Source organism: Methanimicrococcus blatticola (assembly GCF_004363215.1).
GTDB classification, from domain to species: Archaea; Halobacteriota; Methanosarcinia; order Methanosarcinales; family Methanosarcinaceae; genus Methanimicrococcus; species Methanimicrococcus blatticola.
This window is the reverse complement of record NZ_SNYS01000008.1, coordinates 23,111-46,657: the sequence shown is the minus strand read 5'-3', so window position 1 is coordinate 46,657 and position 23,547 is coordinate 23,111. Positions and strand designations below refer to the sequence as shown.

The following is a 23,547-nucleotide window of genomic DNA, read 5'->3' as shown; positions in this document are numbered from 1 at the left end:
TCACCCCCAAAAACGACTTAAAGGAAATTAAATTCAGTTTTTAACAATACGGAACTTATTTAACTGTGGGAGCTTTTCAACGGTATTGCAAACCATTATTATTTATTAACACTCTTGCGGCAGCTTTTGTTATGAGTCTTGCCGCCGTTTCAGGAAAATTAAATTTTCGAAGTTTTAGAAAAATTAAGTTTTCAAAAATTAAGTTTTCAAAGTTTCAGAAATTAAGTTTTCAAAGTTTCAGAAAAATTAGATTTATAATATAGAATTAAGTCGAGGATTTTTATGTCTTTATCTTTATCAAGCCTTTTTGAAAAAATGGGAAAATTTGCGGATTCAAACCGCTGGCTTGTTTTCGTCGGCTTTATTGTTTTAATTTTAATTGCTTTTTACGGAGCGTCTTCCATTACAATGTATTCAGGAATGGATACATATATTGAAAAAGACTCAAAAATGTATCAAGATCTGGACAAATACAACAGTATGTTCAGCTCGGAAAACGTTGTTATTATGGTTGAAGGCGCAAACGTCTATGACCCGGCCGTTTTAAAAGCAACGGATCGGTTTGAATCCATGATGGTAAACGTATCCGGTGTCGACTCTGTTGTCAGTTCAGCAACAATAATTAAAGCAACCAACGAACAAGTTACAGGGCGTTCCGAAATACCCTCGTCAATTGAAGAAGTACATTCGCTTATTGATTTGAACCCCGGTGTATATGAAGGTCTTATTTATGACAACACTCACTGTCTGGTTTTAGTCGGCTACAGCAGCGACCTTTCAGAAGAACAGAAAAACGACATATTAAATGCGACCAAAGATGCGGTTAACTTTTCCTCATTTCCTCCCGGCTACAATTTAATCGTCACGGGAGACGTAGCTTTGAGTGCTGACATGAATGTCGAGATGTCAGGCAGTATGGTCGTGCTTCTTTTGCTTGCAGTCCTTTTAATGGTCGTCGCATTGGGACTTGTCTTTAAAGGCGTCCGCTGGAGACTCTACCCGCTCGTTGTCGTTATTATCGGTCTGATTTACACCTTCGGATTCATGGGAGTCGCGCAGATTAACATGACGATGGTCTCAATTGCCGCGTTCCCGATTTTAATCGGCCTCGGTATTGACTACGCGATTCAGTTCCACAACCGTATGGAAGAAGAACTCAGAAGATGCGCAACCCGGCGTGAAGCTGTCATTTCCACATTCAAATACACAGGACCTGCTGTTGCAACAGCCTTGTTCGTGACATGTATCAGTTTCGTTTCACTTTTGACATCGTCGATTCCGATGATTCAGGATTTCGGAAAATTGCTGATTATCGGCTGTGCGGCCTGTTATCTCGCCGCTTTGTTCTTTGGGACAATTTCTCTTTATTTCATGGATAAACTTTCAGAAAGAATTCATAGAAAAGAAGAACAGAAGGGACAAAAAACAATTCTCAGCAGAATATTTCCGGCGTTGGACAGACATAAAAACTGTGAAATTGAGGATGCTGACAAAACAGCAGCAGAGCCGGAAAATGAAAGTAATATTATTACAAATACTTTGAACAAAGTCATCAACTTTACACTCCGTCACAAAAACACAATCTTTATGGTTGCAATTGTGACCGGCGCGTTAGGCATTTATGCCGATTCAACGATTCCGGCAGAAACTGATTTTAAAACATACATGCCGGCACTTGTCGATTTCTATCACATGAGCACTGTGATGGGCGGAGACGGGTCAATCAATATTATGATTGAAACCTCGGACATATCATCGCCATACATTTTGAAATGGATAGATGATTTCGGCACGTATCAAACGGCGAATCAAGATTATGTTTACGGTGCCGACAGTTTGGCATCTATTGTCAAAGAATACAACGGCGGAACAATTCCGGACACGCGTGAAGAGGTTCGCGCGATTTATGACCAGCTCCCGGAAAGTACGATGGAGCAGTATTCGTACGGCAATTCCATGCTTCTTCTGAATTTAGATGTCGGCTCAGCCATTAATGATCTGCCGATGGACGGCGTCAAAACGCTTGTCGCAATCGTTCAGGAAGATTTGACATGGTATCAGATGCCGCCTGGAACAACAGCAACAATTACGGGCGCAACGGTTCCGTACACCGAATTGTTGGAGTCGCTTTTGTCCGGACGTGTCCAGCAAACACTTCTTGGTATCGTCCTCGTGTTCGTCGCGCTCTTAATTATTTACAGAGACGTTTACAAGGCACTCGGCCCGGTGCTGACAATCGGTTTGGTGATCGGTTGGTCAGGCCTTGTCATGTATGCTTTCAATATCGTATATACGCCGATGACAGCGGTTATGGGTTGTATGATATTGGGCGCGGGATCGGAATATTCGATTCTGCTGATGGAGCGTTATTATGAAGAAAAGGGACACGGTCTCGATTCAACGGAAGCCATGAGAACCGCGGTGACAAACACCGGTATCGCTCTTGTTGTTTCGGGAACGACGACAATTTTCGGGTTCCTGGCATTAACCGCATCAGCTTTTGGCATCATTTCCAGTTTCGGCTTGGTGACTGTGATTAACATGCTTATGACGCTTTTGGCCTCATTCGTCGTGTTCCCGCCGCTGATGCTGACGTTTGACAATTTCAAAGAAAAAGGTCTTCGACAAACGGTCGGAGACATGAAAAATTCATTGTTCGCAATGATAAAACCAAATAAAAAAACGGAGATGATTGAATGAGCATAAAAAATGGAATTCAAGACGGGATTCAAAATGAAATTCAAAATCATCCGGCAAATAAAGATCAATTAAGAGGCTACGGCATTATGAATACACAGAAAGAAAATCAACTCGGCCAAAGCAAAAAACAGTCTTTCAAATACGGCTGTTTGATTGCCGCGGTGCTTGTCTTACTCTCCCTTTGCAGCCCCGCCGTCGCTGACAGTTTCTCACCGGTGATGACATCGGATACGCTTGACTACTACACAGGCTACGGCGAACCCAACCTCACCGCATCCCTTCGCGGAAACAATGAATTCGGCAAAGGCGAATCGGCAACGGTTCAAATTTCAATTGCGAACAAAGGAGAGCTGGAGAAATTAGTTTACAAAGAATATATCGTCCCTGCGAATTTGTCATCGGAAGTCATGAAAAAATATTTGAGCTTGAATGACTCTGACCCGGGCAACGTATTTGCAGAAACGGAAGACGTTGCAGTCATAAAATTGGAAGATTATCTGACATATTCACAAGAATACAGCAACATGACGACTCAAAATGCGTTGGCAACCGCAGAAATGCAGATTGAAGCGGGACGTACGACTGCGAACTATCTGAATGTAAAATTTGTTTGCGACAGCCCGTATATTGAAGTTGAAACGGGCGGAGATTACACGTACATTCAAGCCATCCCCAGCGGTTCATATAATGTTGCAAAAGTTCCGATTCGCATCAGTCCGGATACACCGGCCGGCGAATATGTTGTGAACATGACGATTGATTACCAATATCCGTCAAACGCAAAAATGATCCGTTCAGGCGTTTCTGAAAACGGCGGCTTTACGACATTCATGTATTCCGACTCTTATGTTCAGGAATATGAGCCGCGTAAAGTTGTTTTGCAGATTCCGATTTATGTAAAAAGCGGTGCCGTGTTTGAAACATCCGAAATTAACGGAACTCTTTCAGCCGGAAAAACAAGAACTGTTTCCGTCACATACACAAACATCGGAGACGAAACGGCTTACGACGCAGAAGCAAAACTCAGTTTGATGCATCCTCTCAGTTCCGCGAGAAACAAAGCATTATTGGGAGATGTTGCGCCGGGAGAATCTGTTGTTATTGAATACCCGATTTCTGCACACGCGACCGCCATTGAAAAGGCGTACGGCGTGAACACGGACATTCGATACTATGATGAAGACGATAAACTCCAAATTGCGCCCAGCGTAAAACTGGATATAAAGATGGTGAATCCGTTTACGATTTTCACGTTTAAGAACGCTTTAGTCGGCGTTTTAATTCTCGTCGCCGCGTCATTGGTTTATGATTACACCAAGAAAAATAAGAAAAAGAACGGGAAAGAGGATGAATCAGAAACAGGTTTAATCGACTCGGAAACAGACTCAACGGAATCGGAAGATTAAGGTGATTTTAAATTACCTTTAAAATTAAATTATCTCTAAAATTTAATTATCTCTAAAATCTCTAAATTATCTCTCAAAAATGATTGGAAAACTTGTGATATTTATGTCAACAAATATTAAAAAATACATGACCTTTGCCGTTTTGGCAATTTTAGCTTTCAGCGCGGTTGCGCCGATGGCTTTGGGTGCAGCAGCAAATCAAACATATTACGGCAGCTTAAGCAGTAACTACTACTCATTCTACGGCGGTCCGGACATTCACGCCAGCGTCCAGGGCACCGGCGAATACTCACGCGGCCAAACGGCAACAGTTCCGGTGACGCTTTCAAATCACGGCGTTATTGAAGGATTCAAAACAGAAAATGAAGTGAAAAAATCAAACGATAAAGTCCAAGAAAGTTTAAATGCAACTCTTCAGAACATGGAAGTTCAAAACATTAATACAATCTTAACCGCCGTCGGCGTTTCCGCAGTTTTGGAGTCTGACATCTCGGGAATTACGGTTAAAACCGGCCCCCAAGAAGCAGGAAGCATGACACAGGGCGCAACCACGATGCCGATTAACTACTATGTTGACATCCAAAAAGATGTGCCTGCCGGCGAATATGAATTGACTTTGAACGTGACTTACAAACATTTAAGAAATGTGATTTATGAAGCGGATGCAGTCAATAACAGCGGCATGTTTACAGGAATCCGCAACTTAAACGCTTCTTACTGGTACAACGAAAACGTATCTCAGAAAATCCCTGTCACGATTAAAGTGAAAGAAGCAACGAAGTTCGAAATTGTGAATGTGGAACAAAATCTCTCATCAAAGAATGATGGGATGCTTTATGTGACATATCAAAACAATGGTGAAGAAACCGCTAAAAACGCATTCGTTCGTTTGAGCACAGCAACACCGTTCAGTACGACTGACGACCAATCTTACCTCGGCACAGTCGCGCCCGGAGAAGAAGTTGTCGCCGCTTTCAAAATCAGTGTTGATGCAGATTCTGTCATTTATGACAAGCTTTACGCAATTAACAGTGAAATTCTGTATGAGGACAATTACGGTCACCAGACAGTAACAGATGCGTTAAAAGTTGAAGTTCAGGTTGGAAAAGACCCGATTTTGACACCGGTAACGGCAATCATCGGCATCTTGATTTTGATTGTGCTCGGCGTTGCCATTTACTATGTTTTGACAGCACGCAAATACAAGAAGCAAGGCATCGACAAGAAACCGTTTGATGACCTTCGGGAAAAACTTTCAGGCGGAAAGAAATAACGTAAACGAAGAAATGAATAAAGAATGAAAAGCGGATTTCGCTTTTCAATCTCTTTTCTTTTCGGTTTTTATTTTTCTTTTTTCGATTTTTTATTTCTCATTTTCAGTTTCATTATTTTGATTTTTTACTTCTTTTGTTTTTAAGTTTGATTAATTCAACAAACAACGTTTTTTCAAATTAAATTAAAAAAGCGAACGCCGTTAAAATTCTAAAAATTATCTTTTTATTGATTTTAAAAGGCGTTCGGGTTTTAAAAAAGATAATGAAAGCGATGTTTGGGTTTAATTTAAAGAAGAAAAGTTCACATACGACCGCTATTCAAGATTTTGTGAGCGACAGCGAATGAAATTGAGAATTGCGGCTTATTCCTCTGCGTTGATAAAACAATTTAATCCGACTGAGTTTAATCTATGTTGTAAACGGATTCTGTTGTTTATTCAACGAATGAGTACGAATCTCCAACTCCTTCTTTCACTCACTTCGTTCGTGAAACGCGTCGTTGGAGGCGGTTGCTTTTTTTTTCATTTATTGATTAAACTTAAACATCGTTTTTTCACAATTTAATAAAAGAGCGAACGCCGGTGAAATTCAAAAATTCATATTTTTTTGAGTTTCAGCGGCGTTCGGGTTTGCCGAATATTATCAAAACGGATGTTTCGGTTTGGTTTATTTTATTTAATTGAAGGTTTTTTAAAGTTCAATTTCAACATCATAGATTTTGCTCGGGATTTCCTGATGAATTCTCCAAAACGGTTCTTCGCCATAAATTTCAATCAGTTTTTTCGTTTTCTTCGGCACGGTTTTGGGGCCGAGAACAAAACCGGGCTTGTCGGGGTCGTCAACGTAATCGGTTTCCATTAAAAAACGATTTCCTTGCTCAAGCGCGATTTCAATGTTGTCTTTGCCGGCGGGAATGCTTGGGAAGATGCCGAATTTTTCGGCGGCGGAAACCAGCGGGGTCGCGTGATGATTGACAATTTTCTCGGTGCTGATGCCTGCCGCCTTGGCAATTTTTGAAATGTCTTCGACGCTTTCAGGCGTCATATCTTCAACATGAAGCTGAACGGCGCACTTCAATTCTTTGCCGAGTGAAAAAACGTGACTCATGACACGATTGGAAGCATCGTGAATTTCAGGCGCGACGGGAAAATGAGGACGGCCGCTTTTGAGCGCGATTGCTTCGCCTTTTTGAACGCAAGAGGCGGCAATATCAAAACCGCCGCACATGATTTCAACGGCTTTATCAATGCCGTTTTCTTCGGCAAGATAAAGAATATCCACCGGATGAATGCCTAAAACGGGAAAAGCGGTAACGCCGAGTTCATTGATTTTGGCGGCGGTTTCAATCGTTTGATCAAAAACGATTTTGTAATCTTCCGGTTTTTTGACGGAAACCCCAAGGTGACAGCTCGGAAGCGTGACTAAAAACATGTGCGTTCCGCCGGCATTTTGAAAATCAGAAACTGCCGCTAACCCGCGGCCGCGTTTCATATCAATGTGAATGTGATTATCCGTTATCGGAAGTTGAGACATAAAAATCATTTTTCCATTTTTTCAATCAAATTGAATTAAATATTTATTGTTGTCTTTTCATTTTATTTTTATAAAAGATTATCATCAATAATTTTACAATTTTACAAAACGGAGATTCTCAATGAAAACATCTAAAACCATCGGCCGCCTGACACTATTGTTGGAAGGAAAAGAAGTCGGCAGCGATTTACTGGTAACGCTGACCGGCGGAAAAGCGCACATCGGCGCAGCCGCTTTGGCCTACCCGGACAAAGAAACGGGACGAATCACAGCATCCGTTCTCTCAGCACCCGGCCATAAAGAAGAAAAAATCGCGCTTGACGGCGCAAAAACGCTCAGCAAAGAAACGAAAAAAACCGTTTTGTTTGCCGCCGGAATTCATTTAGATGATATTTCCGCCGAAGAAATTGAAGAAATCAATAAAACGTGCGCGGAAATGGTTCAAAATTGTTTGAAAAATTTAGATTAAACAAAGGAACAAAGGGGAAAAATATGGAGCTCATTATCGGGATCAGCGGGGCATCCGGAGCAGGTTACGGCATTCGTTTGCTTGAAATCTTAAAAGAAACGGACATCAAAACGCATTTGATCATGACAAAAGCCGCCGAAGAAATTATTCAAACGGAAACCAATTACGATCCGAAAGAGATTCGGAAACTGGCGGATTTCGTTTGGGATGAAAAAGATTTTTCAGCACCGATTGCCAGCGGATCTTACAAAACCGCCGGCATGATTATTGCGCCGTGCAGTATGAAAACTCTCGGGCAAGTCGCAAACGGCATTTCCGACAACTTGCTTGTTCGCGCCGCTGATGTCTGTTTAAAAGAAGAGCGGAAACTGATTTTAATGGTCAGAGAAACGCCTCTCAGTTTGATTCATTTAGAAAACATGGTCACCGCAAAAAAAACGGGCGCCACGATAATGCCCGCAAGCCCCGGATTTTACAGCCGCCCGGAAACGATTGATGATTTGTACAATATCATGGCCGGACGCGCATTGGATTTGGCAGGCATTGAGAATCATGTTTACAAACGCTGGAAAGAGGACTGAAACCGGAAAGGAAACAGGATCGAAAAGAAGACTGAGTATTGAAAAATGAAAAAATCAATATCAGGATTCGACAAGGAAATCAAAATCTATATAAATCAAAAAGTGTTTTAATGTTCCGCTGCTTCGGCGGACAAACAAAACCACATGGGATAGTAGGGTAGCTTGGTCCATCCTCGAGCGTTTGGGACGCTTGGACCGCGGTTCAAATCCGCGCTATCCCATAAGATTAAAATATCAACAAATTCTTTTATCATTCCCGAAAAATCCGAATTCTGTATTTCAGCATGGGATAGTAGGGTAGCTTGGTCCATCCTCGGACGTTCGGGACGTTCGGACTGCGGTTCAAATCCGCGCTATCCCATTTAAATTAAATCTTATTTTAACAGCTAATTTTCACAGCTAATTTTAACAGCTGATTTTCACAGCGTCTTACGTTGCGTTTTTTATGACGATTTTTGATTTTTATCGTTTTAAAGTATATAGAATATGTAGAGAAGATATATATCACCCCAATTCGTTTTTAAAAATGTCTGAGAAACAAAAGACAGGTTTAAACCACCACGTTCAATTTGAACGAAAACAGGTGATTAAAAAATGTTCGATGAAAAATTCTTCGACAGCGAAGAAATCGATACAAAAACGCAAAAATTAATCAACACCAATCAAGCTTATGAGCTGGATGTTGACAAATTCATTCGAGCGTCTAAATGAAACGCTTTTGAATGACTGATTTTTTATTTTTTCAAAATTTTGAAAAACGAATCTGATTGTAAAAGAATACAGATAAAAATACAAATTAAAAAGAATACAAATAAGAAAAATAAAAAAAGAAATTATTGCACAGCAATTGAAAGCGCGATGCGCATTGTGCCATGCAATTAATACAAGAAATTTGCTTTTTTCTGTTTTTTCGCGGTCATTATTTTAACGCCCGGAAGTACTTGCTGACATCGAATGTCGAATGATTTTCGACACCGACATCATTTCTTGTTTCAAATTGAAGTTCCTCAACTTCAAAAAAGTCTTCTTCAAACATATTATCACCTTTTTGAGCTCCTTTGAAGAGGAGCGATTGGGCTTTATTTTATTGTTTTTTGAAATTTTCATTTCATTTTTACGATACCTTCGCATTTATAAAAATGCGGATACGCATATTCGAAATTATGAAAAGATATCATAATAACAAATGCGTATACAATAATACTACTAATATAATTCAGACTATATAAACGTTCCTGAAAACGGAATGGGAAAAACAAGCCAAAATTTAAAGATTAAACTCAAATTTTAAAAACTCAAATTTTAAATTATCATTAAATCGGCAGAATAATTCTCAATAATATTCTCAATGAAATTGTCAATGAAATTGTCATTAAAGATTATTCTGCAAATTTTAATTTTAAAAAAATAAGAAGCCAATTGATTTCGATTTAAAAACAGTTAAAATCTTTATTTTATGTTTAATTTTCTATAAAATTCTGCTACCAATCAAAAATCATATATAACCCTCAATCATAAACATTATTGTTAACTCAAAAACCGGAAAAGTGTTTGGTTAACAACAGGGTGTCGTTCGGCTAAATTCAACCCCGGCCGAGCGACCATAAATTTTATTTTAAAAACCTATTTTTAAAAACGAGATGTTTGAAAATGTAATGCAGATCAGGATTCTGCGATTTAAGAATATTAGTTTGTAATTGAAAAACAATAAGAGAAGAGAGAAATCTTTAATTTTTCAAAAAACAAAAAAATGAAAAGGTAAGCCGTTGGGGGGACTTGAACCCCCGGCCTGCTGATTACGAATCAGCCGCTATACCGCTAAGCCACAACGGCGCTTTTTTGAATTGAAAAGAGAGTTTGTAAGTGGTTTTTAAGATATTTAAAGATTCTTTTTAATTACGCTTATTTGTTCTGATTTGATTTTATTTGATTTTATTTGATTTTATTTGCTCTTTTTTCATTTGTGATACATTAATTTAATAAGCCGGAGTGTATTATGCTGAAATATTCAAATCATTAAAAAGATCAGATAATTAAAAATCAATCACAGGTGAATAAAATATGGCATTTAAATCTCTCGGCCCGTCCACAGCAGCATTTCCGACCCCGACATGGGTCATTGCAACTTATGACAAAAATGAACGCGCAAATGTTATGACCGCCGCCTGGGGTGGCATTGTCAATTCCAATCCGCCTTCCATTGCCGTTGCGATTCAGCCGCCCAGATACACATATGAAAATATTCTGGCCAAAAGAGAATTCACGGTCTGCATTCCGTCAGAAGAATATGCCAAAGAAGCGGATTATTTCGGCATCACTTCCGGAAGAGACGAAGATAAAATCGCGAAAGCCGGATTGACTGCCGTTCGCGCAGAAAAAGTCAACGCACCGTACATTAAGGAATTTCCGATGCATTTGGAATGCAAATTGACTGACAGAATGAATCTCGGAACCCATTTCGTTTTGATCGGCCAGATTATAGATGTGAAAGCGGAAGAAGACATTTTGGACAACAAAGACAGCATTGAAATCCAAAAGCTGAAGCCGATTGTTTATTCCCCGACAGACAGAAATTATTACAAAGTCGGCGACGAGATTGGCAAAGCCTTCTCAATCGGAAAAGAAATTAAAGATAAAGACTAAACAAAAAAATCAAAAATATTCAATTAAAATCATTCAATTAAAAATCATAAGAGGGAAAACATGGACCCCGAATCAATTTATAAATCCGTTGTCGAAAAGGATAACAAATACGTTATGCCGACATACGGTCGCAAGCCGCTTCTCTTTACGGGCGGCAAAAATTCAACGTTAATTGATATTTTCGGAAAAGAATATATCGACTGCCTTTCGGGAATTGCCGTCAACGCAACCGGATATTCTAACCAAAAACTCATCAACGCCATCAAAGAACAAGCAGAATAGCTGATTCACATTTCGAATTATTATTACAACATTCCGCAGGCAAATGTTGCCGAAAAATTGGTGCAGATTACGGGACTCTCCAAAGTGTTCTTCTGCAACTCCGGCGCGGAAGCCAATGACGGTGCCATGAAATTAGCGAAACTGCACACCAAGAAAAACAGTTTCATATCAACAAATAATGCCTTCCACGGCCGAACCATCGGTTCACTCGGCGCAACGGCCAACATAAAATATCGTGACCCGTTTGTGCCGCTCGTGAAACCGGCGACCTTTGTGGAATACGGCGACGCGTCGGCAATTGAAAAAGCGATTACTGCCGATACAGCCGGTGTCATCTTAGAACCGATTCAAGGAGAAGGCGGCGTTCACATTTCCAACAAAGAATACCTCAAAGAAGTGCGTGAAATCTGTGACAAAAATGATTTGATTCTCATCTTTGACGAAGTTCAAACCGGATTCGGCCGCACAGGAAAATGGTTCTGCAAAGATCATTATCATGTTCAGCCCGATATCTTGACGATGGCCAAAGCAATCGGCGGCGGTCTTCCGATGGGCGCAATCGCGGCTCGCGACGGTTTGTCCTTTGAAAAAGGCGAACACGGCACAACTTTCGGCGGCAGTCCGCTGGTTTGCGCAGCATCTCTTGCCGTTATTGAAACCATTGAAGAAGACAAACTTCTTGAAAATTCAACAGCAATGGGACAATATTTCCTTGAGAAATTGGGACAAATGAAGCGGGACGATGTTGTCGGCATTCGCGGCATGGGTTTGATGATCGGCATTGAACTGAATCATGAATGCGGATATTTCATGGATGCCGCCGCTGAAAAAGGTGTTTTGTTAAACGTCACCGCCGGAAATGTGATTCGTTTGCTTCCGCCGCTCACCATTCAAAAAGAAGAAGTGGACCGCGTGGTTGAAGTGATTGAATCCATTCAAAAACCGTAAAACCAACACCCCGTAACATACGGAGAAAATTATGGCTCAAAAATCAAAAGAAGTTTACGCTTCTTTGCTCAAAGATTCCGTTTTAAACGTTCCCGAATACGTTCCCGGAAAAACAACCTCTCAAATCGTTGCCGAATACGGATTAAATCCGGATACAGTCATTAAATTGAATGCGAATGAAAATCCGCTCGGCCCGTCAAAAAAGGTGACGAAAGCGATTCAAAAAGAAGCTGAAAACGCTTCGCTTTACCCGACAGCGGATGCTTCAGCTCTTCGCGCCGCTTTGGTCGGATACACCGGTTTTCCGGCAGAGAACATCGTGGCGTCGGGCCCCGGAATGGACAGTTTGATTGACGGAATAAACAAATTATTCGTCGGCGAAGGGGATGAAGTCATCGTCCCCGTTCCGACTTTTACGTATTACGGCATTTCTGCGGCAAGTCTCGGCGGCGTTCCCGTTTATGTGAATTTGAATGACGATTATTCACTGAACGTGAACGCGATTCTTGACGCGGTGACGGAAAAAACGAAAATCATTTGGCTGTGTTCACCGAACAATCCGACCGGCACCGTTGTTGATGCCGAAGATGTTCGAAAACTGGCAGAGCAAACCAAGACAATTATTTTCATTGATGAGGCTTATATCGAATTTTCAAAAGCCGGCAGCTTGTCAGCTTTAATTAAAGAATATGACAATATTGTAATCGGAAGAACATTTTCAAAAGCGTTCGGCTTGGCCGGAATGCGTTTGGGTTATGTGATTGCGTCTGAGCAAATCGTCTCAGGTTTGTTGCGCGTGCTGCCGCCGTTTGCCGTCAGCATTTTAGCGGAAGTCGCTGCGATTGCGGCAATCGATGACAAAGAATATTTGGAATCGGGCGTTGCGATGGTTCAGGCGGAACGCGAAAAGCTGGTTGACGCCATCGAAAAAACGCCTTACAAAGCTTATCCTTCCGAAGGCAATTTCATTATCGCGGATGTTTCGCCGAAAGCTTCTAAGGAAGCGGTTGACGCGTTTTTGAGAAAAGGTATTATTATCCGCAGCTGTGATTCATTCCAAAATATCGGCAAAAACACGGTTAGAATTACCGTCGGAACGCCGGAAATGAATCAAAAAGTAATTGAGGCGTTTAAATATTTGAGTGATGAAAAATAATTATTTATTTTTCATACCTTCCAAATGTTTTATTTTTGAAAATGCCTTCGCCGGATTCTTCGGCCAATGAAAGCCTTAACTCGATTTTATCATCGCTATGCGTCTTGATTTTTGCCGTTTGATAAAGAGCATTTTCTTCGGCGACAATTGAAGATAATTTGGAACTGAGCATAAAAATGGCTCTTTCATGTTCGTCTTTGCTCTTATGAACATGCATCGGTGTAATGTATAAATCATAATAATCGTCGAATTCTTTTTGATAACCCATCTTTTCATAATTATTTTTCATTTTGACCAAGTCTGCATGAACCCGAATGAGATCTTGTTTTTGAATAGAATCACCTCCAACCTGCATCTGCAGTATACAGCAAATCTTCGTTCTGCTGAATCAAACCCAATGGAAGGTTTGGAATGATTCCCCTACGCTCAAAAACCTCTCTTAATTCGTTACATAAATATATTTCTAAATTTTTTCGAATAGAATAAGTCTAAAAAATATAGAAAGGTATGAAAACAAATAACAGAAAGGTGAAAGAATAAAGCACTCTGTAAACAAATAATTTTATTTATCATTCAAAAAAAGAGAAATGGAACAAAAAATTACGCTTAAATTTTGAATTGTAAAACATCCGCAAAACAATTGTAAAATTATTAAAATTAAAGCTGAAAATTTTTCGGTTTGAGGCAATCTTAAGACTAATATAAAATAGATGAGAATAAAATGATATATTGACTGATTTGTTGCGGGTTCATTACGGGGTTTATTACTCGTTTGTTACTGTTTGTAGGGGTTATTACTTGTTTATTATGGATTTGTTACTTGTTTATGTTACTTGTTTATGTTACTTGTTTATGGTTTATTACCTGTTTTTCGAAATCCAATTTGATACATTCATAAATCTGATACATTCAAATAATTCCGTTTCCTATTCATCCTCATGAATGCAAATGTCGGCGGCGTCGTTCCGCTTTCAACGGTTGACTGGCACGGAAAATCCGCTGTCGTCGTCTTTTTGAACGGATGTTCTTTTCGCTGCGGCTACTGTCACAATTATGATTTGCTGACAAAATCAAATCCGACAGACTTGGATCTTGTCAAAAAAAGAATTATGGAATCAAAGCCGTTTATCAGTTCTGTTGTTTTTTTGGGCGGCGAGCCGTTGATGCAAGGCGATGCCGTTGAAGAAATCGCCGTGTTCTCCAAAGAAAACGGTCTTCTGGTCGGCATCCACACAAACGGTTATTATCCCGAAACAGTTTCGCTTTTGATTGAAAAAAATCTCGCCGACAAGTTTTTCGTTGACATTAAAGCCCCGTTTGAAAAAGAAATATACAATAAAACCGTCGGCGTTCAAGCTGAAAATATCATAGAACGCATTCAGGAAACGATTCAAATAATTGATAAAAGCCCGGCAGAATTGGAAATTAAAACAACCGTTTTCCCCGAAATCGTCGGTACAAAAGAACAAATTGCCGATATTTCAAAATGGATGAATGAAAATATCCGACAAAAAACAAAGTTGACATACGTTCTTCAACAAGGAAAAGGCGGCAACTCCAATGACCCCGTTTTCCAAAAAATGACTTTTTTATCACCGGAAGAAATGAACGAATTGGCAAAAACCGCTCTCGAATATTTGAAAAATACGCCCGTGATTACGCAAACCGATGAAGACGGGCGCGTTGTTAAAAATTAAAAAAATAAAAAAGGAAGAATGGAAAAGAGATTTAGTGGCTTCTTTTCAATTCGTTTTTCAGTTTTGTGTTTAAGTTTTTATCAAAATTCGTTTTTTTGTGATTAAGAAAAATGAAAGTTTGAAAATCAAACTTTCAATTCATTTTGAATTAAATTTCAATCAAGTCTTTGATTAAATTTTCAATCAAAATTTGATTAAACTTTAAGATTTCTCGGATCGGCGCGTGTTCTGTCCACCAACTCCTGTCTTTTGCCGGCGTTCCAGCCGTCAACGGACTGGAGATAGCCTGTGATTCTGGACAGGTGGTCAATGTTGTTGGAACCGCATTTCGGACAGCATTCTTTGATGCCTGACGCGACATAGCCTTCGTCTTTACAAACCGTCATGTCGCGCGTAAACGCGAAGTAACCGGTGTGTGTGTTCTTGGCGATGTGCATGGCCATTTCCTGAAGCCCGTCCGGGTCAGGCGTTCCTTCGCCGAGCCAGATGTGGAGAATGTTTCCGCCGTCAACGATCGGGAAGAAAGTCTGTTCATAATTGATTCTTTCAATCACGGAAATGTCTGCGCCTGGCGGAATGTGCGTGCCGTTGGTGTAGTAAACCGGAAGGTCTTTAGTGGTTCCGAGTTCCTTTTTGGTCAGCTCGACATCACCGTTCATGTTGTTTTCAGCCTTGTCGGCGTACTCAGGGTGGAGCAAATCAGACACTGCGAATCTCTGAGCGGTGGTTTCGGCAGGCGTTCTGGCAAGCGCGATTTCAATGCCGTTTTCCTGAGACAATTTCTGAGCGTGCATTTTCATTTCATACATGACACGAATGCCGAACTTGAAAGAATCTTGGGATTCATACATGGATTTGCCGGTGTGGTATTGAACCATTTCATTGATACCGATCACGCCGATTGTGTAAACGAGTGCATCAAAGTCAACGGCGACAGCACCTTTTTCACCGGTGTTCGGATCCTTGGGTGTCATTGCCGCAAACGGAATTCTGTTGCATTCCAAAAGGTGGTCCATCCATTTCTTTTTCACGCGGAAAACTTCAACGGATTTGTTCATGAGATATTTGAGCTCATCAATCAGTTTTTGGTCGTCGTGTTCCGCCTTGTAAGCGGCACGCGGGCAGTTCAAGGACATAACCATCCAAGAGCCCATCGAGAAGTGTTTGCCGTCTTTGAAGTAAAGCTTCTCATCGAATTCATCGTCGTCTTCGGGGTTGGCGGAGAACTGGTAAGCACAGCACTGATAACAGCTGATGCCTTCACCTGCGCCGCGGTATTCCGGAATCTGGTTGTCAAAGTAGGGTGTTCCGAACTTGGCAGCCAATTCAAAAGTGAGACGGTAGAGTTCTTTGTAAGACAAAACATCAGGGTTGGCGGCGTTAAATGCCTCATCTTCTTCCATAAAATCGGGTTCGATGGAAATTTCGGGTTTCGGGAAAGAAAACGGTTTACCCCATGCGTCGCCTTTGAGCATGACAACCATCAAAGCGCGGAATCCCTTACGGACTTCCTTTTCGAGTTCGCCGTATGTCCATTTCTTGGTGCCGTTTGTGCCGTCCCAAACTTTACCCATCGCGACAACAGGTTTGTCTTTCCAAAGTTTCGGAATGCCCGGAGAAAGCTGAACGGATGAGAAAACCGTCTGGCCGCCGCGGGCGCACATCATCTGCATCATTTCATAAACGAACATCTGCATGAGCTGTTCAAGCTCCTTGTCGGTTTTGTCAACGAAATAAGGCGCAAGGAAAGCAAGGAAATTGTAGAAACCCTGACCGCCGGCAAAGTTTGTCTGGGCGGATCCCATGACTTTAACGGCATGGAGAATTGCGACTTCCGCGTTCATGGCAGGGCCTGCAACGCTGGACTGGACGCCGACGCCGTCAGGCATTAAACCGTAGTAGAAGAAATATCTGAGATCCCAGTCCTGACAGAACGGGCGCGTTCCGAAGTATTCCAAGTCGTGAATGTGGAAATCGCCGTTTAAGTGAAGGTCGGCTAAATTGCCGGGCATTAAGAGAAGATTCTGTTCTTTAGACATCTTGTCGGCTTTCTTTTTGTGGGAGGTTTCCGCATTGTCCAATTGGTTGGCGTTGTCGTGAGATTCGAATCCGAGACCGGTGTCAATTTCACAGGCATCGTACACGGATGCGCCGACTCTTGTCATGACGTTACGCCATTCGGGATGGTTGTGTTCTAAGAGAATGCAGTTTACAATTTCACGGACGAGCGGACCGGAAAGGAAGTCTACGCCCATTTTGCGGATGCGTCCCTCAGCTTCTTTGGCAATCTCGGTGGCCTCTTCTTTCATGATTCCGGGAACGCCATAGAAACGTTCTGCGAGCGGCGTTTCTTTCATTAATTGGCGGACAATTTCGTTGCGGTTCCAATCCATCATGTAACCGTTGGTCGTTCTGACTTTGGGCATTGCCGGAACGGTACCGCCGTCAAGTGTTTTTTGGACTTGGCGAACATCTTTTCCTTCTGTGTTTTTGCTGAGATCTGTTGACATAAGTCATTTCACCGTGTGTGTTAATAGTTTTTGAAATTGATGATAAGTTGATAATTGATAAGTCAGTCGTAAGTTCTGTGAAAGTAATCGGAACAGAAATGTGTGAAGATTTCCGTGTCCGTTTTTAGGGATAGATGGCGTTTTAGGAGCAGTCTGTGAGGGGTTAATCACAAACTGCGTGTGTGGCAGATGAATGCGTTCATTTACGCAATCAATGTCATGATTTGTTCTTCTTTGACGGCGGTTCCTTCAAAGATTTCCTTATATGTGAGGAATTTATCATCAATTTGAAGAACCGGAGCGACATTTGTAAAAATGTTGTTGACTGCGAGTTCCGTCAACGCTGCGGGCGTACCCATGTCCATTTCTTCATATGTGACGTTTTGGGATTGGAAAAAGCCCTTTAATATTTTGCATTTCGGGCAGACTTCCGTTGTATAAATGATAACTTTTGACAAACCTTTCACCTGTATTATGTTTTGTTAAATAAAAAAGACAACAAACAAAATGTGTCTTTGTTTTTTGTTTTCGTTACCAACCGGCGATTCAAAAACATTTATGAAAGTTAATTTATTAAATTCCGACAATTAAATAATCGGAAACTTTGGTGAAACGTTAATAACTGTTTTGTTATTTAATAAGCTTTTTACCACCACCTTTGAATACAAACCTTAAAAACGAATACAGTATCCTCAAAGTCTTTGTATTCAAAAGAAAGTGTTCTTTTATATACCGAGTAGATTATAGTTTGGTAACATACTTGGTAAAATAGATGTGACGGGCTTTATTGCATATTAAATCTAAATAAGAATAATTATTAATATTTTATAAAAAATTTAAATTCACAATTTGGTTTATAATTATGATTGAATTGAAAAGAAAAATTCGAATAATCAGATGAAAAATCAAAATAAAAAATGAAAAATAATTAAGGCAAAAAATGAAATTGAAATAAGAAATTAGAAAAAAGAAATAGAAAAACAAAAATTAAAAACAGATAAAATTAAAAGAGGAAAAAATTAAAAAAACAGATTAAAAATTAAAAAATAAGAAAATCAAACATTTGATAATTCGCCGTTCTTTGTCAGCACCACAACCCGACTCGGTTCGGATTCGCCGGCATATTGATATCCGGCAAGATCGCCTATTTTTCGTGCAAATTCCAAAATTTCATTTTGCTCGGCCATGTTGGCGCGTGTAAGGCGCAGCCTGGAAAAACCGACATGCATATATGATTTCACTTCAATAAAATCGGGTTCCGCTTTTTGAATCAGTGCCGCAAATCCGGTTTCATCTGCCATGTTCAACCCTTTAACTGCCGTAATCCGAATGGCGGTTCTGACGCCTTGCGCCTTCTTTTCTTTGAGAACATCCAATGATTCAACCACTTTTTCCCACAGATGCGGGCTTTTCGGCCGACAGACTTCATTATACAGTTCAGGCGTTGACGCATCCAAGCTCATATAAAGCTGGGTCGGCCGGATTTTTCGAAGCATTTCCGGCTGCGTGCCGTTGGTCACCAGAAAAACCGTCATCCCTTTGGATTCATAAGCCGTGATGAGTTCAGGCAAATAAGGATAAAAAGTCGGCTCGCCCGAGAGTGAAATTGCGACATTTGACGGATTGCGCGCTTCGTCGTAATGACCGGGAACGGCATTTGGAGACCCGCCGAACCCCGTAATCAGTTTTCGCTGGGCTTGAATGCTTTCTTCAACGATTTTATCGGGAAGATCCCATTCGCCCGGAGAAACAGCCTGAACTTCAGTCGGGCGCCAGCAGAAAATGCATTCCTGGTTGCACATCAGTGTCGGTGTCATTTGAAGACAGCGATGAGATGTCACGCCGTAAAAAGAAGATTTGTAGCAAACGCCTGTGCCGTTCATGGAATTTTTGAGCCAGGCGCAGGTTTTAACGGCGGAATGCGCGCCTGCTTTCGCGTAGCCTTGGCGTGCCATCAGCTCGTCCATGGAAATATCTTCAAGAGAATAGCTGAACCGAATGCGTTCATCCGACGGAGATTCCGTCTTCTTTTTGATGTTGTTTGCATTCGTTTCATCCATTTTTTGACCCTGTTAAAAAATAAAAGTAAACAAAAATAAAAATAACAAAAATAATAAAAATCAGACAATGAAATACCGGTTGTTGCCGCTCGGTTTTTCTTCCTCGATTGCATCTGCGCCGATCAAACTGGCAATTTCCAACCCGTCACCGCCGATGTTGGCGAGTGAGGAATACAATTCATCTTTGGAAATGTATTTTTCAGTACGGGTGCCGTCTTCAAGCTGCACTTTGATGGAAATTTCAGATTTAATCGGGCTTCTGCGAATGCATTCTGCGACAATGGAACCGTATTGTGTCGCGATGATTTTCATGCAGTCAAAGATGAGATTGTTGGCAATCGCGTCGTCATCGTCGATTAGAATTTCTGTCAATTCGAATGAAGAGACGTTCTTGCGGATATATTCAACAATGTTTTTCGGGATGCGCTGAAGCGCGGCATCTTCGACCAAAGCTGCTAAATCCGTGTCGGCTGTGATGTCACGGCCTTCATCATAGATAGAGAAGTTGCCGTTCTTGCGAACGATGCGGATAATTTTCTTTTTGTTTTCCAATTCCAATGAGAAATTGTATAAATCATCATATTGGATGGAAAGAACAACAAATTCCGCCAGGCTGAGAACGCGGGGCTTGTGCTCTTTTGTAAACAGCCCTGTTGTTGCCATGACCGGCAGGGAGAAGTCGCCGAGCAGACGCTGAACGGTCAGCCGCTCGTCGGAGAAATTTAATTTGTAATTGAATTGAAGGCCGGAAGAATAGCAATAAAGCGTTCCGCCGAGAACTTCGTGATAAGAAATGTCGTAAACGCGCTTAGCGCCGTAAACGCTTGAAATCAAAAACGGGTTTAAGATTTTTATGATTTCGAGTTCTTTGGATTTGATCTGCGCGCCGGAATCTCTTTTCATGACGAAAATTTCAGATTCGTAATCTTCATGCGTTTTGCGGATGAATTTGTCGCAGACTGAGAGAATTTCAGTGACGCACGGTGCTAAAAGAGAAGCGTCGTCAGCATCTAAATTGGAAGGCATTGAATGGATTAAATTTTCTTTAAAGCTGCTTAAAATGGCAACTTTTCGTTCAAATAAAGCGCCCTGGTCTTTTTCCAAATCTTTGAGTTCCATGATTTGGTTTTCAAGCGGCAGAATTTTTTCAAGACATTCCACATAGTTTTTCAAATCTTGAATGAAGTCCCTCTGAATCGGGAGTTCCGTTCCGTCTTGATAAGTGTAAAGCATAATGCACCTTTGAATTGTCGATAAATGTAATAATGATATCAATGCCGATAAAATGAATGATGTATGAGTTTCTATTTACTCACTTCAAGAATATAACTGTAATTATTGCCGTTTTCTTTTTAATATTTTCGTGACATGAAGAAATAAATGACGAATCAAGAATGTCACACAAACTCATGACAACGCCCCGACAGATTCCGTTTTGATAAATAAGAATAAAAGAAAATGAAAATAATTTGAAAAATTTCTGACGAAATGAAAAACGACAAAACATCAAATAAAAAACAAACAAAACAAACAAAACAAACAAAACAAACAAAACAAACAAAACAAACAAAACAAACAAAACAAACAAAACAAAAACAAAAATATAAATATAAAAAATAAAACCGAAACATCGATTTTGATAAAATTCAAAAATCCGAACGCCGCCAAAAATCAAAAAAAATATGAAATTTAAGATTTTATCGGCGTTCGGTTTTCATAAAATTAAAGAAAAAGATGTTTCGGATTTTGTAAATATTAAAACTCCAAGTACGACCGCTAATTCCGAATTTCGATCTGAGCAAAACGAAGAGCGAAATCGGAATTTGCGGCTGCTCAAAGAAGAAGATGATGCGGATGGAAACGCTGATTTAATTTCTATGACTGTTTCAGCTGACATTGCTGTTTTTGTTTCAGCTTGTGTTGCAGTTTCAGTTTTGGTGCCGGCACCGACTGTCGCTGCTGCATATACCTGCTCCTTTTTATTACACCCGTTCGCTTGCGCGAACGGAAAGCGCGGTCACCTTGCCGTTTGCATTGTGCTGCCACCATCGCTGCCTGTCACCGTCACCGCTTACTGCTGTCGTCACCGCTTGCTGCCGTCGCCCACGCGCGAGCCGCACAAATTTTTAAAAAAAGAACAAAACCGAAAGACTGATTTTAAAACCAAAATGAAAACGAGAGGGCGGTTTTAAAAAAACAAAGCAAAAAAACAAAAGACAAATTTGAAAAAACAAAAAAGAAAATGAACGGAGAAAACTCCGTTGTAAATTAAAGTAAATTAAAAATAAAATTACAATAAAACCGCGCGAACCGGGTCCAAAATTTCATTAAGATATTTGACGCAGGCGGATTTCAAGTCCATTGGGTGAACTTTTTCTTCGGCGAATGCGGTTTCCAATTCCTGATACGAATTGAATGTCACGTTGCCGCCGAATTTTTCCGGCTTCTCAATTGTAATTGATTCGTAGCGCGGATAAATGTGGTATTTGAAAAGTTCCATGATCGGATTTTGTTCAAGGTCGCCCTGCTTGCAGTAGGCTTTTTTGATCTTGTTAGCGACATCTTCGGCGGTGTCGTCAACGGAAATGAAATTGTCGTTTGAAGAAGACATTTTATTGCCATCGAATCCGGAAATAATCGGCGTGTGAATGCAGACCGGCGTCTTGAAGCCGAGTTCTTTGAGGTGCTCGCGGGCAAGCATGTGAATTTTGCGCTGGTCCGTTCCGCCGACAGCGATGTCAACGTCCAAAAGCGCGATGTCAATTGCCTGCATAATCGGGTAGACGAGTTGAGAAACCATCGGATTGTCCATGGCGCGGCCGACCTCATCCATACTGCGGGTGGCACGGTTCAAGGTGACGGTTTTTGCCATCTTCAAAACGTTGAGCATATATTCTTCACCCAGCTGATAATCGGAGCCCAAAACGAATTTTGTGTTTTCTTCGCTCAAACCGAGCGCGATAAAGCAGCGCTTGTTATAGTCCGCGATTTTACGGACTTCCTCAAAAGTGCCTTTCTTGTTGAGATAAGCGTGGACGTCCGCAAGTAAAACAATCACTTCACAGCCGGCTTTCTGGCAGTCCAACAATTTGTTGACCGTCAGAACGTGTCCCATATGAATTCGTCCGCTGGGCTCATAACCGACATAGACCTTAGGCGCAGGGTTGCTTTTGATCAATTCAGTCAGTTCTTCGTCCGTGACGACTTCGTCCACGTTGTATTTAATTCGTTCGATCTTCTCTTCAGGGGTCATCAAAAAACTCCGTTGAATAAATTAGCAATTCAATGCCGCTTCCTTTGGGGCACTGTTTTAGTTGAAAATAAAAGAATCAACTCTGAGTTTTACATGAGTGCCTTTTAAAGATATAAATCATTCTGTTATTGATAACAGCAATCATTAAAATAAAAGAAAGAGAGGATGCGTCACACTATTGTGTGACGCGAGAGGGTTTTGAAAGGAAAGGAAAAATTACATGCCGGCGATATCTTTGCCGAATTCGCGGCATTTATCAATATCCGTGCCGGCCGGTGTTAAATTGACAATCAGCCCGTCTTTTAACAAAACAGCACCCGCTTTTTTGACATCGGATTCCCAAGTGCGCATCCATTCGCCGTCCCCCCAGTCGTAAGAGCCGAAGAGACCGATTTTTTTACCGCCCAATGTATCCGTCACGGATTTCATGAAAGGTTCGAATTCATCTTCTTCCAAAATTTCATCACCCATCGACGGGCAGCCGAAGATTGCGATATCAGCTGCTTGTATATCGCTGACAGATGCAGATGAAACTTCTTTAAGCGTTACGTCGGCGCCGGCAGAAACCGCGCCTTCACAGATCAAATTGGCCATAGCTTCCGTGTTACCGGTGCCGCTCCAATAAATAATGCACATTTTCATAAAGTAAAATCCTCCTTTTTTAAGAAGTAAGCTTCAGCAAGAGAAAGATTTCACTAAATATAAATATTTTCGTTGAGGCGAAATATATTATATAAGGCGAAAATGGAAGTGACAAAAATAAAAATGGCGAAAATGAAAAGGAAAACAAATTACTCGCATTTCAATTTACGAGACATGAAATAATTCATCATTTCATCACTCACTTGAATTCTTAAAACCGCATATCCGTTCATCGGATCCGGATGCGTTCGGAAATAATGAGAACGTACATCATCCAATGTGTCATCCATTGCTTTTTCGACAATTTTATGGATTTCCGAATCCGGAACAAACGAGAGAAATCGGGATGTAAAAATATGACAATCAGCACGGCCGGTCATTTTATTCGGCACC

At 40.9% G+C, this 23,547-nt stretch carries 19 protein-coding genes, 3 tRNA genes and 1 pseudogene; 13 read left to right on the top strand and 10 right to left on the bottom strand.

Annotation, left to right across the window (positions count from 1 at the left end):
• Positions 1 to 282 precede the first annotated feature (282 nt).
• The 3 genes from C7391_RS04645 (at position 283) to C7391_RS04635 (ending at position 5,379) form a co-directional block, all read left to right on the top strand.
• Positions 283 to 2,700: an efflux RND transporter permease subunit gene (locus tag C7391_RS04645; protein ID WP_133517390.1), complete on the top strand. Its 2,418-nt coding sequence runs from the start codon at positions 283 to 285 to the stop codon at positions 2,698 to 2,700.
• Entirely contained in the window at positions 2,697 to 4,106 is a 1,410-nt protein-coding gene (locus C7391_RS04640) for a COG1361 S-layer family protein (protein ID WP_133517389.1), read from the top strand. Before C7391_RS04645 ends, C7391_RS04640 begins: the two co-directional genes overlap by 4 nt.
• Before the next feature lie 103 nt (positions 4,107 to 4,209).
• Entirely contained in the window at positions 4,210 to 5,379 is a 1,170-nt protein-coding gene (locus C7391_RS04635; RefSeq protein ID WP_133517388.1) for a COG1361 S-layer family protein, read from the top strand.
• 691 nt (positions 5,380 to 6,070) lie between these two features.
• Here the strand turns inward: C7391_RS04635 and C7391_RS04630 are convergent.
• Complete coding sequence (locus tag C7391_RS04630) at positions 6,071 to 6,913, bottom strand: TatD family hydrolase (RefSeq protein ID WP_133517387.1); 843 nt, start codon at positions 6,911 to 6,913, stop codon at positions 6,071 to 6,073.
• A gap of 121 nt (positions 6,914 to 7,034) precedes the next feature.
• Between C7391_RS04630 and lpdD the strand changes: the two genes are divergently transcribed.
• The 4 genes from lpdD (at position 7,035) to C7391_RS04610 (ending at position 8,324) form a co-directional block, all read left to right on the top strand.
• The gene (gene lpdD, locus C7391_RS04625; protein WP_133517386.1) at positions 7,035 to 7,382 is read left to right on the top strand and encodes a prenylated flavin chaperone LpdD; all 348 of its coding nucleotides are present in this window, start codon (positions 7,035 to 7,037) and stop codon (positions 7,380 to 7,382) included.
• 23 nt (positions 7,383 to 7,405) lie between these two features.
• Entirely contained in the window at positions 7,406 to 7,963 is a 558-nt protein-coding gene (locus C7391_RS04620; protein WP_133517385.1) for a UbiX family flavin prenyltransferase, read from the top strand.
• A 146-nt stretch (positions 7,964 to 8,109) separates the two neighbouring features.
• Positions 8,110 to 8,184, top strand: a tRNA-Pro gene (locus C7391_RS04615).
• A 65-nt stretch (positions 8,185 to 8,249) separates the two neighbouring features.
• A tRNA-Pro gene (locus tag C7391_RS04610) sits at positions 8,250 to 8,324 on the top strand.
• A gap of 1,400 nt (positions 8,325 to 9,724) precedes the next feature.
• Here the strand turns inward: C7391_RS04610 and C7391_RS04605 are convergent.
• Positions 9,725 to 9,796 (bottom strand) — tRNA-Thr (locus C7391_RS04605).
• A gap of 228 nt (positions 9,797 to 10,024) precedes the next feature.
• On the opposite strand from C7391_RS04605, the gene C7391_RS04600 reads away from it, so the two are divergent.
• From C7391_RS04600 to hisC, 3 genes and pseudogenes are all read left to right on the top strand, one after another.
• Positions 10,025 to 10,606: a flavin reductase family protein gene (locus C7391_RS04600; RefSeq protein ID WP_133517384.1), complete on the top strand. Its 582-nt coding sequence runs from the start codon at positions 10,025 to 10,027 to the stop codon at positions 10,604 to 10,606.
• 60 nt (positions 10,607 to 10,666) lie between these two features.
• Positions 10,667 to 11,836, top strand: a pseudogene (locus C7391_RS04595) (acetylornithine/succinylornithine family transaminase).
• A 31-nt stretch (positions 11,837 to 11,867) separates the two neighbouring features.
• Positions 11,868 to 12,992, top strand: a complete 1,125-nt coding sequence (gene hisC / locus C7391_RS04590; protein ID WP_133517383.1) for a histidinol-phosphate transaminase — start codon at positions 11,868 to 11,870, stop codon at positions 12,990 to 12,992.
• Positions 12,993 to 12,996: 4 nt separating this feature from the next.
• Here hisC and C7391_RS04585 read toward each other — a convergent pair whose 3' ends face one another.
• Positions 12,997 to 13,347, bottom strand: a complete 351-nt coding sequence (locus tag C7391_RS04585; protein ID WP_133517382.1) for a UPF0058 family protein — start codon at positions 13,345 to 13,347, stop codon at positions 12,997 to 12,999.
• A 583-nt stretch (positions 13,348 to 13,930) separates the two neighbouring features.
• On the opposite strand from C7391_RS04585, the gene C7391_RS04580 reads away from it, so the two are divergent.
• Positions 13,931 to 14,689: an anaerobic ribonucleoside-triphosphate reductase activating protein gene (locus C7391_RS04580; protein ID WP_133517381.1), complete on the top strand. Its 759-nt coding sequence runs from the start codon at positions 13,931 to 13,933 to the stop codon at positions 14,687 to 14,689.
• A gap of 194 nt (positions 14,690 to 14,883) precedes the next feature.
• Here C7391_RS04580 and nrdD read toward each other — a convergent pair whose 3' ends face one another.
• From nrdD to C7391_RS04560, 4 genes are all read right to left on the bottom strand, one after another.
• Positions 14,884 to 17,199 carry an anaerobic ribonucleoside-triphosphate reductase gene (gene nrdD / locus C7391_RS04575; protein ID WP_133517380.1) on the bottom strand — a complete coding sequence of 772 codons (2,316 nt, stop codon included), beginning with the start codon at positions 17,197 to 17,199 and terminating at the stop codon, positions 14,884 to 14,886.
• Between the two features lie 203 nt (positions 17,200 to 17,402).
• A complete protein-coding gene (locus tag C7391_RS04570; RefSeq protein WP_133517379.1) occupies positions 17,403 to 17,657 on the bottom strand; it encodes a glutaredoxin family protein in 255 nt (84 codons plus the stop codon).
• Between the two features lie 597 nt (positions 17,658 to 18,254).
• The gene (gene twy1, locus C7391_RS04565) at positions 18,255 to 19,259 is read right to left on the bottom strand and encodes a 4-demethylwyosine synthase TYW1 (RefSeq protein ID WP_133517378.1); all 1,005 of its coding nucleotides are present in this window, start codon (positions 19,257 to 19,259) and stop codon (positions 18,255 to 18,257) included.
• 60 nt (positions 19,260 to 19,319) lie between these two features.
• Positions 19,320 to 20,492 carry a hypothetical protein gene (locus C7391_RS04560; RefSeq protein WP_133517377.1) on the bottom strand — a complete coding sequence of 391 codons (1,173 nt, stop codon included), beginning with the start codon at positions 20,490 to 20,492 and terminating at the stop codon, positions 19,320 to 19,322.
• 255 nt (positions 20,493 to 20,747) lie between these two features.
• On the opposite strand from C7391_RS04560, the gene C7391_RS08580 reads away from it, so the two are divergent.
• Positions 20,748 to 20,879 (top strand): hypothetical protein, encoded by a 132-nt coding sequence (locus tag C7391_RS08580; protein ID WP_279526728.1) that lies wholly within the window; start codon positions 20,748 to 20,750, stop codon positions 20,877 to 20,879.
• 203 nt (positions 20,880 to 21,082) lie between these two features.
• Positions 21,083 to 21,451 (top strand): hypothetical protein, encoded by a 369-nt coding sequence (locus C7391_RS04550; protein ID WP_133517376.1) that lies wholly within the window; start codon positions 21,083 to 21,085, stop codon positions 21,449 to 21,451.
• 98 nt (positions 21,452 to 21,549) lie between these two features.
• Here C7391_RS04550 and C7391_RS04545 read toward each other — a convergent pair whose 3' ends face one another.
• The 3 genes from C7391_RS04545 to C7391_RS04535 all read right to left on the bottom strand — a co-directional run bounded on the left by C7391_RS04545 (position 21,550) and on the right by C7391_RS04535 (position 23,534).
• Complete coding sequence (locus tag C7391_RS04545; RefSeq protein ID WP_133517375.1) at positions 21,550 to 22,512, bottom strand: tyrosine--tRNA ligase; 963 nt, start codon at positions 22,510 to 22,512, stop codon at positions 21,550 to 21,552.
• Positions 22,513 to 22,728: 216 nt separating this feature from the next.
• Positions 22,729 to 23,154: a flavodoxin gene (locus tag C7391_RS04540; protein WP_133517374.1), complete on the bottom strand. Its 426-nt coding sequence runs from the start codon at positions 23,152 to 23,154 to the stop codon at positions 22,729 to 22,731.
• Positions 23,155 to 23,303: 149 nt separating this feature from the next.
• Positions 23,304 to 23,534 carry a hypothetical protein gene (locus C7391_RS04535; RefSeq protein WP_166627406.1) on the bottom strand — a complete coding sequence of 77 codons (231 nt, stop codon included), beginning with the start codon at positions 23,532 to 23,534 and terminating at the stop codon, positions 23,304 to 23,306.
• Positions 23,535 to 23,547: the final 13 nt, after the last annotated feature.